At 69.4% G+C, this 15,233-nt stretch carries 10 protein-coding genes and 1 tRNA gene; 5 read left to right on the forward strand and 6 right to left on the reverse strand.

Annotated elements, in window-relative coordinates; genetic code table 11:
- Positions 1-222 precede the first annotated feature (222 nt).
- Positions 223-3,213, forward strand: coding sequence for a type I DNA topoisomerase (topA, locus tag CFREN_RS01005; protein WP_209654311.1), 2,991 nt, complete (start codon positions 223-225; stop codon positions 3,211-3,213).
- 44 nt (positions 3,214-3,257) lie between these two features.
- Here the strand turns inward: topA and CFREN_RS01010 are convergent, their stop codons facing one another.
- Positions 3,258-4,784 carry an adenylate/guanylate cyclase domain-containing protein gene (locus tag CFREN_RS01010; protein ID WP_209654309.1) on the reverse strand — a complete coding sequence of 509 codons (1,527 nt, stop codon included), beginning with the start codon at positions 4,782-4,784 and terminating at the stop codon, positions 3,258-3,260.
- 115 nt (positions 4,785-4,899) lie between these two features.
- Between CFREN_RS01010 and CFREN_RS01015 the strand changes: the two genes are divergently transcribed.
- Both CFREN_RS01015 and CFREN_RS01020 read left to right on the forward strand, forming a co-directional pair.
- Positions 4,900-6,201, forward strand: a complete 1,302-nt coding sequence (locus CFREN_RS01015) for a DNA polymerase III subunit delta' (protein ID WP_070520964.1) — start codon at positions 4,900-4,902, stop codon at positions 6,199-6,201.
- A 128-nt stretch (positions 6,202-6,329) separates the two neighbouring features.
- Positions 6,330-6,405, forward strand: a tRNA-Thr gene (locus tag CFREN_RS01020).
- 213 nt (positions 6,406-6,618) lie between these two features.
- Here CFREN_RS01020 and CFREN_RS01025 read toward each other — a convergent pair.
- The 4 genes from CFREN_RS01025 to CFREN_RS01040 form a co-directional block, all read right to left on the reverse strand.
- Entirely contained in the window at positions 6,619-7,977 is a 1,359-nt protein-coding gene (locus CFREN_RS01025) for an MFS transporter (RefSeq protein ID WP_070520962.1), read from the reverse strand.
- A gap of 713 nt (positions 7,978-8,690) precedes the next feature.
- A complete protein-coding gene (locus CFREN_RS01030) occupies positions 8,691-9,551 on the reverse strand; it encodes an ABC transporter ATP-binding protein (protein WP_070521046.1) in 861 nt (286 codons plus the stop codon).
- Between the two features lie 26 nt (positions 9,552-9,577).
- Positions 9,578-10,639: a FecCD family ABC transporter permease gene (locus CFREN_RS01035; RefSeq protein WP_209654307.1), complete on the reverse strand. Its 1,062-nt coding sequence runs from the start codon at positions 10,637-10,639 to the stop codon at positions 9,578-9,580.
- A 21-nt stretch (positions 10,640-10,660) separates the two neighbouring features.
- Positions 10,661-11,668, reverse strand: a complete 1,008-nt coding sequence (locus tag CFREN_RS01040) for an ABC transporter substrate-binding protein (protein ID WP_244979567.1) — start codon at positions 11,666-11,668, stop codon at positions 10,661-10,663.
- A gap of 197 nt (positions 11,669-11,865) precedes the next feature.
- On the opposite strand from CFREN_RS01040, the gene CFREN_RS01045 reads away from it, so the two are divergent.
- Positions 11,866-13,110 carry an MFS transporter gene (locus tag CFREN_RS01045; RefSeq protein WP_209654306.1) on the forward strand — a complete coding sequence of 415 codons (1,245 nt, stop codon included), beginning with the start codon at positions 11,866-11,868 and terminating at the stop codon, positions 13,108-13,110.
- Between the two features lie 83 nt (positions 13,111-13,193).
- Complete coding sequence (locus CFREN_RS01050; RefSeq protein WP_280528224.1) at positions 13,194-14,180, forward strand: NAD-dependent epimerase/dehydratase family protein; 987 nt, start codon at positions 13,194-13,196, stop codon at positions 14,178-14,180.
- 53 nt (positions 14,181-14,233) lie between these two features.
- Here CFREN_RS01050 and CFREN_RS01055 read toward each other — a convergent pair whose 3' ends face one another.
- Complete coding sequence (locus tag CFREN_RS01055; protein ID WP_209654305.1) at positions 14,234-15,220, reverse strand: DsbA family protein; 987 nt, start codon at positions 15,218-15,220, stop codon at positions 14,234-14,236.
- Positions 15,221-15,233: the final 13 nt, after the last annotated feature.

Raw genomic sequence — 15,233 nt, forward strand, 5'->3', positions numbered from 1 at the left:
TCCGCGGCCCCCGAACCAGGACTCTCCGTCGCAGGTCACGCCCGGGTGAGGGGGGAGCGGCAGCCCCCGTGAGGGGGATTCCGGTCGCACCCCTACTCGACGATTCACCGTCCGGGCATGTGTACGGTGTCCCAATAGATTCAGGTGAAGGCATTGCGCCGGACCCGGGGCCCGGCACGAAGGGCCTCGAACCGACCCCGAAAGTTGCAGGGCAGATTCCAGGTGGCAGACGACAAAGCAAAGAAGCGACTCGTCATCGTCGAGTCGGCGACCAAGGCACGGAAGATCCAGCCGTACCTGGGCGACGACTACATCGTCGAAGCTTCCGTCGGCCACATCCGCGACCTCCCCCGAGGCGCCGCCGACATCCCCGCCAAATACAAGAAGGAACCCTGGGCCCGGCTCGGCGTCGACGTCGACCACGGCTTCCAGCCCCTGTACCTGGTCAGCCCGGACAAGAAGAAGAAGGTCACCGAGCTGAAGCGGCTGCTCGCCGGCGTCGACGAGCTGTACCTCGCCACCGACCCCGACCGCGAAGGCGAGGCCATCGCCTGGCACCTGCTCGAAGTGCTCAAGCCGAAGGTGCCCGTGCGCCGCATGGTGTTCCACGAGATCACCAAGCCCGCCATTCTCGAGGCCGCCAACAACACCCGCGAACTCGATCAGAACCTCGTCGACGCGCAGGAGGCGCGCCGCATCCTCGACCGCCTGTACGGATACGAAGTGTCGCCCGTGCTGTGGAAGAAGGTCATGCCGCGGCTGTCCGCCGGTCGCGTGCAGTCCGTGGCCACCCGAGTCATCGTCGAACGCGAGCGGGAACGCATGGCGTTCATCTCCGCCGGCTACTGGGACCTCGGCGCGACGCTGGACACGGGGTCCGAGCCCGTCGACTCCACCCAGCCGCGCATGTTCGACGCCCGCCTCACCGCCGTCGAAGGCAAGCGCGTCGCCGCCGGCCGCGACTTCGACGACCGGGGTCAGCTGAAGAAGCCCGAGGGCGTCACCGTCCTGCGCGAGGCCGACGCCCGTTCGCTCGCCGACGGCCTGACCGGAGCCACCCTGTCGGTGGCCTCCGTCGAGGAAAAGCCCTACACCCGCCGGCCGTACCCGCCGTTCATGACGTCGACGCTGCAGCAGGAGGCCGGGCGCAAGCTCCACTTCACCTCCGAGCGCACCATGCGCATCGCCCAGCGCCTTTACGAAAACGGTCACATCACCTACATGCGAACCGACTCGACGACCCTGTCGAAGTCGGGCATCGAGGCCGCGCGTCGTCAAGCCCGCGACCTGTACGGCCCGGAGTACGTCGCCGACGCTCCCCGGCAGTACCAGCGCAAGGTCAAGAACTCCCAGGAGGCGCACGAAGCCATCCGCCCCGCCGGCGAGCGCTTCGCCACGCCCGGCGAGCTGGCCGGAGCACTGGACGCCGAGGAGTTCAAGCTCTACGAACTGATCTGGCAGCGCACCGTCGCCTCGCAGATGTCGGACGCCCGCGGTACGTCGATGAAGGTCGTCGTCGCCGGCACCTCCGCCACCGACGGCGGCGCCCGCGAGGTGGAACTGTCCGCCACCGGCCGCACCATCACCTTCCCGGGCTTCCTCAAGGCCTACGTCGAGGTGTCGCAGCTCGGCGACGGACGCAACGTCGCCGACAACGCCGAACGCCGCCTGCCGCGCCTGGAAACCGGCCAGTCTCTCGGCGTCGACTCCGTCACCCCGGAGGGCCACTCCACCAACCCGCCGGCCCGCTACACCGAAGCGTCGCTGGTGAAGAAGATGGAGGACCTCGGCATCGGCCGCCCGTCGACCTACGCGTCGATCATCAAGACCATCCAGGACCGCGGCTACGTGTACTCGCGCGGCAACGCCCTGGTGCCGTCGTGGGTGGCGTTCGCCGTCGTCGGCCTGATGGAGGATTCCTTCGCCGACCTGGTCAACTACGACTTCACCTCCGACCTGGAAGACGAGCTCGACGAGATCGCCGCGGGCTCCGAGGACCGCACCCGCTGGTTGACCGGCTTCTACTTCGGCGACTCGGAGGAGCACGGTTCCGGCGGCGCCGACGCCATCGCCGCGCGCGGCGGCCTGAAGAACATCATCGACGTCAACCTCGAGGCCATCGACGCCCGCCGCGTCAACTCGCTGCACGTCTTCGACGACGCCGACGGAAACCCGATCGTCGTGCGCGTCGGCCGCTACGGCCCGTACCTGGAGCGCGTGCGCCCGGGCGCCGGCGAATCCGGTGCCGACCTGGTGCAGCGGGCCAACGTGCCGGAGTCGATGACCCCGGACGAGCTGGACCTGGAAACCGCCGAGAAGCTTCTGGCCATGCCGCAGGGCGGCCGCGAGCTGGGCCTGAACCCGGACAACGGCCGCATGATCGTGGCGAAGGACGGCCGCTACGGCCCATACGTCACGGAGATCGTCACCGACGAGGAGAAGGCCGGCGTCGAGGTCAAGGCCGAGCAGATCGTCGCCGAAGAGCGCGCCGCAGAGGACAAGCAGCGCGCGGCCGACGGCATGCGCAAGAAGAACTGGGAAACCAAGACCGCGGCGAACCAGAAGGCCAAGCGCATCGCCGCGATCGTCGAGGAGACCCTGAAGCCGAAGACGGCGTCGCTGTTCGCGTCGATGGAGCCGTCGACGGTGACGCTGGAGGAGGCGCTGAAGCTGCTGTCGCTGCCGCGCGAGGTCGGCGTCGACCCCACCGACGGCGAGGTCATCACGGCCCAGAACGGCCGCTACGGTCCGTACCTGAAGAAGGGGTCCGACTCGCGTTCGCTGGCGTCCGAGGAGCAGCTGTTCACGGTGACCCTCGACGAGGCCCGCCGCATCTACGCGGAGCCGAAGCGCCGTGGCCGCGCCGCCGCGAAGCCGCCGCTGAAGCAGCTGGGCGACAATGACGTCTCCGGCAAGCCGATGACGGTCAAGGACGGTCGTTTCGGCCCGTACGTCACCGACGGCACGACGAATGCGTCGCTGCGCAAGGGCGACAACCCGGAGACCCTGACGGACGCCCGCGCCAACGAGCTGCTGTCGGAGCGCCGCGCCAAGGAGGCCGCCACGGGTGGACCGGGGGCCAAGAAGACGGCCAAGCGATCGACGAAGAAGACGACCAAGAAGACCGCCAAGAAGGCCACCAAGAAGTCGACGAAGAAGACGGCCAAGAAGACCACCAAAAAAACGGCCAAGAAGACGACGAAGAAGTCGTAAAAGTCCGAAGGTCGTCGCGCCTCCGGGCGGTCCCGTTCCGCCGCCTACGAGCGGTCGGCCATGGTGGGGCGGATCGGCCGCGCCAGCTGGGTCATGTGCGTGCGGCCTCGGAGTTCGACGGACTTCAGGGACGTCCAGCGGGCCTGCTCGTCTTCGTTGGCCAGGCGGACGGTCGACGCCGTCGCGAGCACCTGGCCGGGGGTGTCCTTGGCCAGGTCGGTCAGTCGGGCGGCCTGGTTCACGGCGTCGCCGATGACGGTGTATTCGAAACGGTCGTGTGCGCCGATGTGGCCGGCGACGACCCGCCCGGCGGCGACGCCGATGCCGGCGGACAGCCTGAGGTTGCGCAGTTCCTGGCGCAGTTCGCGGGCGGCGGTCAGAGCGTGCCCGGCGGTGTCGTCGAGGGGCAGCGGGGCGCCGAACACGGCCAGCGCCGCGTCGCCCTGGAATTTGTTGATGATTCCCTTGTTGCGGTGCACGCAGTCGACGACGCGCTCGAAGAACTCGTTGAGCTCGCGGACGACGACTTCCGGCGGGTTCTGCACGGCGAAGGTGGTCGATCCGATGACGTCGACGAACAGCACCGCCACGAGGCGATCCTCGCCGCCCAGCGTCGGCTTCTCCTCCAGCGCCTTGCGTGCGACTTCCGACCCGACGTAGCGGCCGAACAGGTCGCGGACGCGTTGGCGTTCCTGGAGTCCGCGCATCATTTCGTTGAAGCCGGCCTGCAGGACGCCCATTTCGGATCCGTCGTAGATGGGCACGCGGGTGTCGATGTCGCCGCGGCGGACGCGGTTGACGGCGCCGGTGAGGTCGCGGATGGGGTCGACGATGCTCATGGCGGCGAGCATGGTGCCGGCGTATCCGGTGACGAGCGCGAGCACGGCGAGGGCGAGGATGGCGGGCAGGATGTCGTCGAGGTCGTCGGTGAAGTAGCCGAGGCGCTGCGCGAGGAACATCAGCAGGATGGCCACGACGGGCAGGCCGGAGGTGAGCACCCAGGTTTGCAGCAGGCGTTGGCCGATGGGCGGTTCGAGGGAGGAGTCGGGGGCCCGTCGCGCGAGTGCTTCGGCGGCGACGGGGCGGACGAGTCGTTCGGCGATGAGGTACGTCATCAGGGCAACGATGGCGCCGCCGAACACGGCGGTGATGACGACGACGAGGCCGAGCCTGGGGGAGTGGACGAGTGCGACGATGCCGAACACGAGCACTCCGACGCCCCAGATGATCGCGCCGAGTATCGCCTGGTAGGAGGGGATGCGCATGATCAGGTAGCGCACCCTTCGCGGGTCGTGGCGGTCGGGGTTGCGCTGCCATCGCAGGACGGGTTTGAACAGCAGCCAGGTGGTGCCGATGCCGGCGGCGACGGCGGCGGCGAGGTAGACCACGAGTCCGATGAACGCGGGTCCGGGCAGTTCGGTGAATCCGGACAGTCCTTCCAGGGGCAGCAGGACGCCGAGGAAGAGCCCGACGCCTACGGCGCCGATGAGGTTGCACAGGAACACCGCCGCCGCGTACGCGGGCCAGGGCGTGCTGCGCAGCCACCGGAGGTTCCTCCACAACCGTTGCATGACGTCCACCTTATCGCCCCGGGCGGAGGGGCGGGCCGGGTCCGGGTGGAGTCGACGGGAGGGTGGCTTTTTGCTTTGCGACGGTCGATCCGCGTCGCCAGCTATCGTGGTGCCCATGGAACAGGCCAGCGTTTTCGACCGTGTGACGGAATCGGGGGGCGTGCGGGCGACGTTGGTGGCCGCGGCACGTGCGGCGCGGGCGATCGTGCGCGCGGGGGATGACCCTGCGGCGCGGGCGGCGGCGGACCCGAAGGGGGAGATGACGCATTCGTGGTTGTTCACGGGGCCGCCGGGTTCGGGGCGGTCGACCACGGCGAAGGTGTTCGCCCAGGCGTTGTTGTGCACGGACCCCGAGATCGTCGGCTGCGGTCGCTGCCGGGGGTGTGAGACGGCGAAGGCGGGCACGCACGCGGAGATTCAGATCGCCGAGACCATGGGCGTGTCCATCGGCGTGGAATACACGCGCGAAGAGCTCGTCCGATGGGCATATGCGCTGCCCACGACGGCGGACTGGCGGGTGGTGATCATCAAAAAGGCCGATCGACTGACGCCCGAAGCCGCCAATGCCCTGCTCAAGGCGGTGGAGGAACCGCCGGCGCGCACCGTGTTCCTGATGTGCGCCCCGACGACGGATCCGGCGGATTTTTCGGTGACGCTGCGGTCGCGGTGCCGTCACGTGTACGTGCCCACGCCGACTTCGGAGGAGGTCGTCACCGCGCTGAGGATCGAACATCCGGAGCTGACCGTTGAACAGGCCGAGTGGGCGGGCACCGTAGCCAACGGTCACATCGGGCGAGCCAAGAAGCTGGCCACCGATGAGGGGACGCGGGAGTGGCGCGGGCGGGCGCTGGATCTGGTGGAGGCGGTGTTCGATCCGGCCACGTCCTATCTGCGCACCCGTGAACTCGCGTCGAAGGCGGAGGCGGAGTCGAAGCGAAAAAACGAGCCCATCGAGGAAGTCGAGCTGGAGAAGCTGAGCAATGCGCTGGGCCTCGGTGCGAAGGGCAAGGGCGCGCAGGCGGCGACGCGAGGAGCGGCCAAGGAGATCAAGGACCTGGAGGCAGATCAGAAGCGCCGCCGGAAGCGGGACACGCTCGAATTCGTGGACATCGCGCTCATGGACATGATCGGGCTGCTTCGCGACGCCCTTTTGGTGTCCTCGGGAATCCCGGCCGATGGCGGCGATGCGGTGGCCGGCGGTGCCGGTGGCGGCGGTTCGATGCCCACACCGATCAATCCGGACCGTCGGCGCACGGCGGCGGAACTGGCGCGCCGGGTCCCCGCGGAGGGGCTGGTGGCGAGCATCGATGCCGTCATGGACGCCCGCCACGCGATGGCCCGCAACGTCCGCCCCGCCGTCGCCCTCGACGGAATGATGGGCGCGATGCAGGTGGCGTGCCGGGTGGGCCAGCGGTGACGCAGCCGTCGTAAAGCACACGCGCACGGGCCACGGCAACCGCGTTTGGCCCGGTAGGCGGCGGATTTTGGGGTGCGCGGGTGGTGCGATAGGATTTCGTCGGTAACCACGCGTGTCGTGGCGACTACGCCGCCTTAGCTCAGTCGGTAGAGCGCTTCACTCGTAATGAAAAGGTCGCGAGTTCGATTCTCGCAGGCGGCTCCACCAAAACCCCAGGTCAACCAGCCGGTTGGCCTGGGGTTTTCTCGTTTCCGCCGGACGGGGCCCGACGTGGCTGAGCTTGGGCCGTCAAACGCCGAAACCCGCCGCCCCAAGGGGAGGGGACGGCGGGTTTGCTCGGACGACGTGCGCGGCCCGCTCAGGGGTGCGGGACCGCGGTCACGGGGTGCGCGCCGGCATGGGCGGCGTTGAAGGGGCTTAGGCCTCTTCGTGCTTCAGGTTCAGCAGGTCGCGCTCCTCGAGGCCCTTCGGGAGCAGGAACAGCGCGATGAACGCCGGGATGGTCAGTGCGATGAGGTAGACGCTCACCTTCCAGGTGTCGCCGACGTACGTCTCGGTGGAGGAGGCGTCGAGAATCATCTGGGTGATCATCGGGGCGAACGCGCCGCCCAGGATCGCGCCGAGCGCGTAGGCGATGGACACGCCCGAGTAACGGACGTCGGCCGGGAACATCTCGGCGTACATGGCCGGCAGCGGGCCCAGCGTCAGGGCCAGCGGCAGCGCCAGGAAGGCGAGGGTGGCCAGGTAGATCGCCGAGTTGCCGGTGCCGATGAGGGTCCACATGAAGATCTCGCCGATGATCAGCAGCACGTAACCGATGATGAACGTGCGGGCGCGGCCGATCGAGTCGGAGATCATGCCCGACAGCACCATGAAGATCATCCAGCACACGCCGGCGACCAGGGTGCCGGTCCACGCCATCTCGGGGCTGATGCCGGGACCGCCGTTCTCCTTCGGGATCTGGGCGAACTTGCCGAAGAACGCGATGACCAGGTATCCCGGGGCCTGCTGGGCGGCGAAGATCAGCGCGCCCTGGATGACCTTGCGCCAGTGGTTCTTGAACAGCAGCGGCAGCGGTGCGGAACGCTCGGCGGACTCCGACTGCATGGCGCGGAAGACCGGGGACTCGTCGACGGCCCGGCGGATGAGGTAGCCGATGATGATCAGCACGAAGCTGAGCAGGAACGGAATGCGCCAGCCCCACTCCAGGTACGCATCATGGCCGATGGCGGCCTGGACGATGACGAGCACGGCGGTGGACAGCACCAGACCGGCCGGCACGCCGACCTGCGGCGCCGAACCGAACAGGCCGCGACGCTCCTTCGGGGCGTACTCCACGGCCATCAGCGCCGCGCCGCCCCACTCGCCGCCGGCGGAGATGCCCTGGATGATGCGGAGGAGAATCAGGATCAGCGGGGCCGCGATGCCCCAGGTGGCGTAGGTCGGCAGCACGCCGATGAGGAACGTGGCCAGGCCCATGCCGATGAGGGTGAACACGAGGACGCCCTTGCGGCCGAAGCGGTCGCCGATGTCGCCGGCGATGACGGCGCCCAGCGGGCGGAAGAGGAACGAAATACCCAGCGAGGCCCAGGAGATGATCTGGCCGACGGCGGCGTTCTCGCCGCTGGCCGGCTCGAAGAACTGGCTGCCGAAGATGAGGGCGGCGGCCTGGGCGTAAATGAAGAAGTCGTACCACTCGACGGTGGTGCCGATCAGCGTGCCCGACAGGACGCGCCGGCGCTGAGAGGTCTCAGCGGCGATGATGGACGTGGTCATGAAGTCTCCGGCTTTCGGATCTGTTCTGGCGCGGCGATCGGGCCGAACCAAGGTGGCGCCGGGGCGGCACTCTGGTGCGGTCCGAGTCCCCGCGAGAGGATTCGGGTGCGCGGTCGCGCCGGGCATACGGGATGCATCGGGGCGGCCGCGAAAGCGGGCGGCGCATGATCGCGTCGCAAGCGGGACGTATTTTTGCACAGCGCCGCCGTCTCCGGCAGCTCGTCGGGTTTCCGGGAAGGCGAGGTTTCCAGGCGTCGGGGGTAGCGATTTCCGGTGATCGGCTGACCCCGGACGGGTACCTCCCGGGGTGTTTTCGGGCGACTCGGACATTGCCCCACGTGCCGGGGGTATTTGACGGGGGTGGGCGGGGTGCGGGGCGGCGGGGGCACCCGTTCGCCGGCGCTCTCACTTACCTGCGGCGACGATTGGACGGGGTACGGCGGATAAGTACATAACTTTTCATTCAAAAGAAGATTTGGCGTGTGATTTTCGGGGCAACGGATGCTGGTGTGGCTGGTGTTGTGACGTCTATTACGGAATGGCAACGGCTGGATTGCGATGCGAGTTAGGCGCGTCACTTCATGGCTGTCGGGGGTGGGGAATGAATACCCCTGTACGGGGGTGGTTCGGCCGGCGTCGGCCCCCGACGATGCCCGAACAACCACCGCGAAACGGCCCCGGTGAACCGAGCCCGGAAAGGACCGCGCGCCGGTTCAGCGTGCCGCGCGACGCCGATCACGCACGGGAGCAACCACCGGCCCGTCGGGTCGCTGCAGAATCTCGACGTTCGCGCCGTAGACCTCGGCGATGCGCTCGGCGGTGAGAATGTCCGCGGGGGCGCCGATGCAGGACAACGAACCGTCGTCGAGCAGGGCAATGCGATCCCCGTGCTGCCCCGCAAGCGTGAGGTCGTGCATGGCCGCGATGACGGTCAACCCGTGCAGCGCGCGAACTTCCTCCACCAGCTCCAGGACATCCTGGGCGTGGCCGATGTCCAGTGCCGAGGTCGGCTCGTCGAGCAACAGAACCGACGGTTCCTGGGCCAGCGCCCGGGCCAGCGTGACCCGCTGGCGTTCGCCGCCGGACAGTTCCGCCACGGCCCGATCGGCGAAACCGCCGAGTCCGAGCGTGTCCAGGCTGGCGTCGGTGACGCCGTAGTCGTCGGCGGAAAACGCCCCGACGTGCGGGTGGCGGCCCAACTGGACGTACTCGCGCACCGTCATCCCCTCCGGGATCACCGGCACCTGCGGCATCAGCGCCACCGTGCGGGCGAGCTTCCTGCGGCGCCGTGCGGCCCCGGGGGAGAAGGACCGCAGCGTGTGCAGCGCGCCCGAACCGCCGATGATGTCGTGGCCCGCCACGCTGATCGTCCCCGACTCGGGGGCGATGACCTGAGCCAGCGCAAGCAGCAGCGTCGACTTTCCGCAGCCGTTCGGGCCGGCCAACGTCAGCCAGCCGCCTGCGGGCACGGACAGCGACACCCCGGCCACCGCATCTCGGTCGGCTCCGTCGTAGCGCACCCGGACGTTGCGGCACCGCACCGCACCGTCGGTGCCGTCCGCGGGCGCGGGTATGTTTTCGGGCTCGTGCTTGCCGACGTTCACCGACCGGCCCTCCCGGTGCGGCTGAAGCGGCGCAAGATGAAAAGGAAGAAAGGCGCGCCGACGGCCGCGGTGACCACGCCGACGGGCAACTCGGACGGCGCGAGGACCGTGCGGGCGAGCGTGTCGGCGAGCAGCAGGAAAATGGCGCCCCAGATCAGGGTCAACGGCAGCAGCAGTCGATGCCCCGGCCCGACGACGAGCCTCAGCGCGTGCGGCACGATGATGCCCACGAATCCGATCAGGCCCGAGACGCTCACGACGGCGGCGGTGCCCAGCGTCGCCACGGCCACCAGGGCCAGCCGCGCCTTCCCGGGATCGACGCCGAGCATGCGGGCCTCGACGTCCCCGACGGTCATGACGTCGAGGACGCGCGCCGCACCGACGACGGCCGCCCAGCAGATCGCAGAGGGCACCAGCACCAGGGCCACCGACTCCCAGCGCGTCACGCCGAGGTTGCCGAGCATCCACGAGTAGACGCGCTGGATCGTCTCGATGTTGCGCTGCTGGATGAACGTCTGCGCGGCATTGGCGAACGCCGCCACCGCCACGCCGGCCAGCACCACCACGGTCGCCGATCCGCCGTGCCCGACGCCGCGGCTGACCAGGTAGGTCGCGCCGACCGCGGTCACGCCGCCGATGAACGCGGCGGCGACCACTCCCGCCCCGCCGGCCCCGAACCCGACCGCGGCCCCGGAGACGACGGCCAGGGTCACGCCCAGGCCCGCCCCGGAGGACACGCCCAGCAGGTACGGGTCGGCCAGGGGGTTGCGGAACACCGCCTGATACGCCGCGCCGGCGATGGCCAACGTCGCACCGACGATGATGCCCATCGCCACCCGCGGCAGTCGGATGTTCCACAGAATCGCGTGGTCACGCGGGGTCAGTGCGTCGGCGCCGATGAGCTCGCGCACGACGTCGGCGGGCGGCAGCCGCACCGCGCCGGTGAACATCGACAGCAATGCGGCTGCGATGAGCAGCACCAGAGACACGGTGACGGCGACCACCGGGGAAGGGCGCTTCACGACGCTCCGCCGCAGCTCCTCGGTCACCGTGGTCATCGCGGGCACAGTCCCACGAGATCAGTTCGCCGCTGCGGGGACCGTGGCGTCGGAAAGCGCCCGGGCGATGTCGCGGAACAACTCCGGCAGACGCGGCCCCCAGCGCGACGCGAGGTCCTCGTCCAGTGCCGTGATGTTGCCGTTCTTCACCGCCGTGATCTGGTCCCACCCCGGGCGAGCCGCGATGTCGTCGGCGGTCATCGATTCGGAGGTGGCGTTGGCCAGGAAAATCAGGTCCGGATCGGCGGCGATGATCGCCTCGGCGTTCAGCTGCGGGTAGCCGGAGTCGCCCGTGGCGATCGAGGCCAGGCCGAACTCCCGGTACACCGCGCCCAGGAACGTGTGGTCCGTGATCGAGTAATGATCCGACGACACCTCGTGGTAGTACGTCAGCCCCGAGTCGCGCAGCTCGGCGGACACCGAATCGACGGCTTCCCCGATGTCCGCGGCCATGTCCTTGACCACCTCGGCCGCGTCGCCGACGTGGCCGGTGGCGACGCCGAGAGTTTCGATTTGCGCGTACGCGTCGCCGAGATCTTCGGCGGCGGGCAGCACCAGCACCGGCACCCCGACGGCGGCCATGCCCTGCGACAGGGAATCGTCCTGGCCGGAGACGATCACCAGGTCCGGATCATGGGTCAGCACCGCCTCGACGTTCGGGCGGTGGCCCGACAGGCCCTCCACCACCGGCGCTTCCGCGGGGTAATACGAGTACTCGTCGACGGCGACGACCTGATCACCGGCGTCGATGGCGAACAGCGACTCCGTGGCGGAGGGGGAGAGGCTGACGATGCGCTCGGGGCGCGCCTCGATGGTGACCTCCTCGCCGGAACCGGCGGCGCCCGAGGCCACGGACACGGGGAAAGCCCCGTCGCCGTCGCCGCCGCCCGCGCCCGCGTCATCGTCTCCGTCCGCGCCGCAGGCGGTCAACGCCAGGGCGGACAGGAGAAGGCCGACGATGGCGGCCACCATGGATCGGAAACGCGGGCGGTCGGAGTGCTCGCCGCCGGTCAGGGGTTGCGTGAACATGATGCTCCTCGGGAAGCGAAGGGCGCGGGACGGCGCCACCGGATTCTCCGGGACGGGCCGGGTGATCGGCGGTCACGGTGGTCGTCGCCAAGCCTAGCCAAGCGCATCGGCGCATCGGCAGCCCCGAACGGGGCGGCGGCATCGGCAGGTGTCCGTAAATTGCGGTAATCGGATCGGGCAGTCGTAAGGTATGCCGCATGTCGCGTACCGAAGGAGCGGCCGCGCGCCGCAGCTCCATGCCCCAGTGGTTCCTGGTGGCCATCGCCGTGTTCGCGGTGGCCTGGGGAGGCAATCAGTTCACCCCGCTGATGGTGATGTACCGCCTCAACGGCGACCTCGACCTCGTCTTCGTCGATCTCCTTCTGTTCATCTACGCGCTCGGCATCGCGCCGGCGCTGCTGATCTCCGGCCCGCTGTCGGACCGCATCGGCCGCAAGCCGGTGATGCTGTCGGCGCCGGTGTTCTCCATCGTCGGTTCGGCGCTCATCGCCGCGGGCGAGACGACGGGCCCGCTGCTGCTGGTCGGCCGCGCGCTGTCGGGCGTGGGCGTCGGCATCGCCATGGCCGTGGGCGGTTCGTGGGTGAAGGAACTGTCGGACCCGCGCTTCGACGCGAAGGCGAAGTCGGCGTCGGGCGCGAAGCGGCAGTCGATGGCGTTGACGCTGGGCTTCGGCATCGGCGCGGGCATCGCGGGTTCGCTGGCCCAGTTCGCGCCGCTGCCCGGCCAGTTGCCGTACATCCTGCACATCGTTCTTACGGTGCCGACGATCATCGCCATGGTGGTCGTCCCGGAAACCCGTCAGTCGCCGCATCTGGCGGGCGGCCGGCGCGAGACGATCCTGCAGTCGCTGCGCACGCCGTCGGTGACGCACCCCCGCTTCCTGCTGGTCGCGGCGATGGTGGCACCGTGGGTCTTCGGTGCGGCGGGCGTGGCGTACGCGATCATTCCGTCGCTGATGCAGGAGGAGGTCGGCCAGCCGGTGTTCTTCTCCGCGCTGGTGACGTTCTTCGCGTTGCTGTTCGGCTTCGGCATCCAGCAGGTCGGTCCGCGCATCGCGTCGGACACGTCGGCCCGCGGTTCGCTGGTGGCCATGGGCATCGTGGTGGTGGGCATGGCCCTGGCGATGTGGATGTCCGCGTCGCCGACGATCCCCGGCGCCATCGTCGCCGCGCTGGTGTTGGGCATGGGCTACGGCCTGTCCATGTTCACGGGCCTCAACGAGGTCCAGCGCATCGCCGGCCCGCGCGACCTCGCCGGCCTGACGGGCATCTTCTACTGCCTGACGTACATCGGCTTCGCGTTCCCGGCGATCCTGACGAAGCTGTCGGAGTCCATCGAGTGGATGACCTACCCGGTGATGCTCGGCGCCGGCATGGTCATCGCCGTCGCCATGGCCGCGGTCATCGCCGTCAATTCGCGACGCTGGCTGCCGCAGGACTGATTTCCCGCCGCTTTGCTTTGCGACGCCGACGTGCCCGGCCAGGGGCGTCGTAAAGCAAGGACAGTCGGCGTACCATGCGATGCATGCCAGCCGACATGCGAGGTAACACCCCCACCACCGCCTTTCCGCCCAGCCGTGCGCTGGTGACCGGCGGGGCCGGGTTCATCGGATCGACTCTCGTCGATCGGCTGCTCGACGACGGCCACGCGGTCACCGTCGTCGACGACCTGTCGCACGGCCGGCTCGCCAACCTCGAGGATGCTCGGTCCACCGGCGCCGACCGCTTCGAATTCGTCGAGGCCGACGTCCTCGCCGTCGACTGGGACGAGCTGCTCGACCGGGTGCGCCCCGAGGTGATCTTCCACCTCGCCGCCCAGATCGACGTCCGCGAATCCGTCGCCGACCCCGTGCACGACGCGGAGCTGAACATCATCGGCACCATCCGCATCGCCGACGCCGCCCGCCGCCACGGCGTGCGCAAGATCGTGTTCACGTCGTCGGGCGGCTCGATCTACGGCACCCCCGACTCCTTCCCCGTCGGCGAGGACCAGGAGGTCCGGCCGCTGAGCCCCTACGCCGCATCGAAGTCCGCCGCCGAGCAGTACCTGAACATGTTCCGCCGCCTCTACGGCCTGGACTGCTCGCACATCGCGCCCGCCAACGTCTACGGGCCGCGGCAGGACCCGCATGGCGAGGCCGGCGTCGTCGCCATCTTCGCCCAGCGCCTGCTCGCCGGCGAGGACACCCGCGTGTTCGGCGACGGCGGCAACACCCGCGACTACGTTTTCGTCGGCGACGTCGTCGACGCCTTCGTCCGCGCGGCGGGCACGGCCGGGTCGGGGATGCGGTTCAACATCGGCACCGGCGTGGAGACCACCGACCGGCGCCTGCACACGCTGGTCGCCGAGGCCGCCGGCGCCGACGACGACCCCGAGTACGCCCCCGCCCGACGGGGCGACGTGCCCCGGTCGGCGTTGGATCCGGCGCTGGCCGGCGAAGTGCTGGGGTGGCGGCCGCGCGTCGACATCGCCGAAGGGGTGCGCCGCACCGTCGACTACTTCCGCGGATAGGCCGGGTTCACGTCCTTCGCGCCCGCCACCCGCGGGTGAGCCGGGGCAGGGGGCTACTGCTCGGCGCGCTTGGCCTTCATCAGCTCCAGCTCGATGTTGTCCCGGAAAACCTGCTCCGGAAGGGCACCCGACACCGGCGTCGTGCCGATGACGAACTGCGGGGTGCCCTGCACGCCGATGCTGTGCGCATACGCCGTCGACTCCTGGACCGCCTTCTCCCACGTGCCGTCCTCGAGCTGCTCGCGGAACAGATCGATGTCCTCGACGCCGGCGGTGCGGGCGGCGTCGACCAGCTCATCGACCGTGAACTCCGGGTGCCCGTTGCCCTTGGCCACGGCCGCGTCGAACACCGCCTTCTGGAACTCCCAGAACTTGCCCTGCGCCGCCGCCGCACGACCCGCCTGGGCCGCCTGCGCCGCCGGCCCACCGGCCGCCGAATCGTTCCACTCGATGCGCAGCAAACCCGAATCGACGTAATCGGCGATGAGATTCGGCTGCGTGTCCACCGCGTAGCGGGCGCAGAACGGGCATTCGAAGTCGGAGAACATGGTCATCACCACCGGGGCGTCGAGGGCGCCGAGCGCGAACGGGTCGGCCTCGTCGCGGCGGTGGATGTTGGCGATGTCCTCCATCGTCGCCACCGCCGAGCCCTCGCGGGGACCGACGATGCCCGCATCGAACGTGCCGTCGTCTCCGGCCACCGGTCCGTCGAAGTTCTTGCCCGCCGACGCGCCCGCCAGGTTCACGTCGCCGCCGCCCGGGCCGAACGAGTTGCCCGCGATGAACGCCAGACCACCGACCAGCAGCAACAATGCGGCGAACCACACCCACAGCGCCGGCGGGACGGTCTTGAGGGAGCGGGTGTCGGTCTCCTCGTCGGCTGCGGCGGCGGTGGCCGCGTCTCCGTCGACCTCGGCGTCGGTGGCGGCGGTGGTCGTGTCGGCGTCGGCCACAGCATCGGAGGCCGCGTCTCCGCCGGCGGGCAAGGGATTGTCGTCGTGTGCGTCGGTGTCGGGAAGCGCGTCGTCGGATCGAGTCATGGCGCCCATTGTG

Source organism: Corynebacterium freneyi (genome assembly GCF_030408835.1).
Taxonomy (GTDB): Bacteria; Actinomycetota; Actinomycetes; order Mycobacteriales; family Mycobacteriaceae; genus Corynebacterium; species Corynebacterium freneyi.

Excerpts from the sequence above, each read along its gene's own strand:
- CFREN_RS01040 (WP_244979567.1), bottom strand. The coding sequence starts at position 11,668 with ATGTTCACGCAACCCCTGACCGGCGGCGAGCACTCCGACCGCCCGCGT.
- CFREN_RS01045 (WP_209654306.1), top strand. The coding sequence starts at position 11,866 with ATGTCGCGTACCGAAGGAGCGGCCGCGCGCCGCAGCTCCATGCCCCAG.
- CFREN_RS01010 (WP_209654309.1), bottom strand. The coding sequence starts at position 4,784 with ATGCAACGGTTGTGGAGGAACCTCCGGTGGCTGCGCAGCACGCCCTGG.
- CFREN_RS01055 (WP_209654305.1), bottom strand. The coding sequence starts at position 15,220 with ATGACTCGATCCGACGACGCGCTTCCCGACACCGACGCACACGACGAC.
- CFREN_RS01035 (WP_209654307.1), bottom strand. The coding sequence starts at position 10,639 with ATGACCACGGTGACCGAGGAGCTGCGGCGGAGCGTCGTGAAGCGCCCT.
- CFREN_RS01015 (WP_070520964.1), top strand. The coding sequence starts at position 4,900 with ATGGAACAGGCCAGCGTTTTCGACCGTGTGACGGAATCGGGGGGCGTG.
- CFREN_RS01025 (WP_070520962.1), bottom strand. The coding sequence starts at position 7,977 with ATGACCACGTCCATCATCGCCGCTGAGACCTCTCAGCGCCGGCGCGTC.
- CFREN_RS01050 (WP_280528224.1), top strand. The coding sequence starts at position 13,194 with ATGCCAGCCGACATGCGAGGTAACACCCCCACCACCGCCTTTCCGCCC.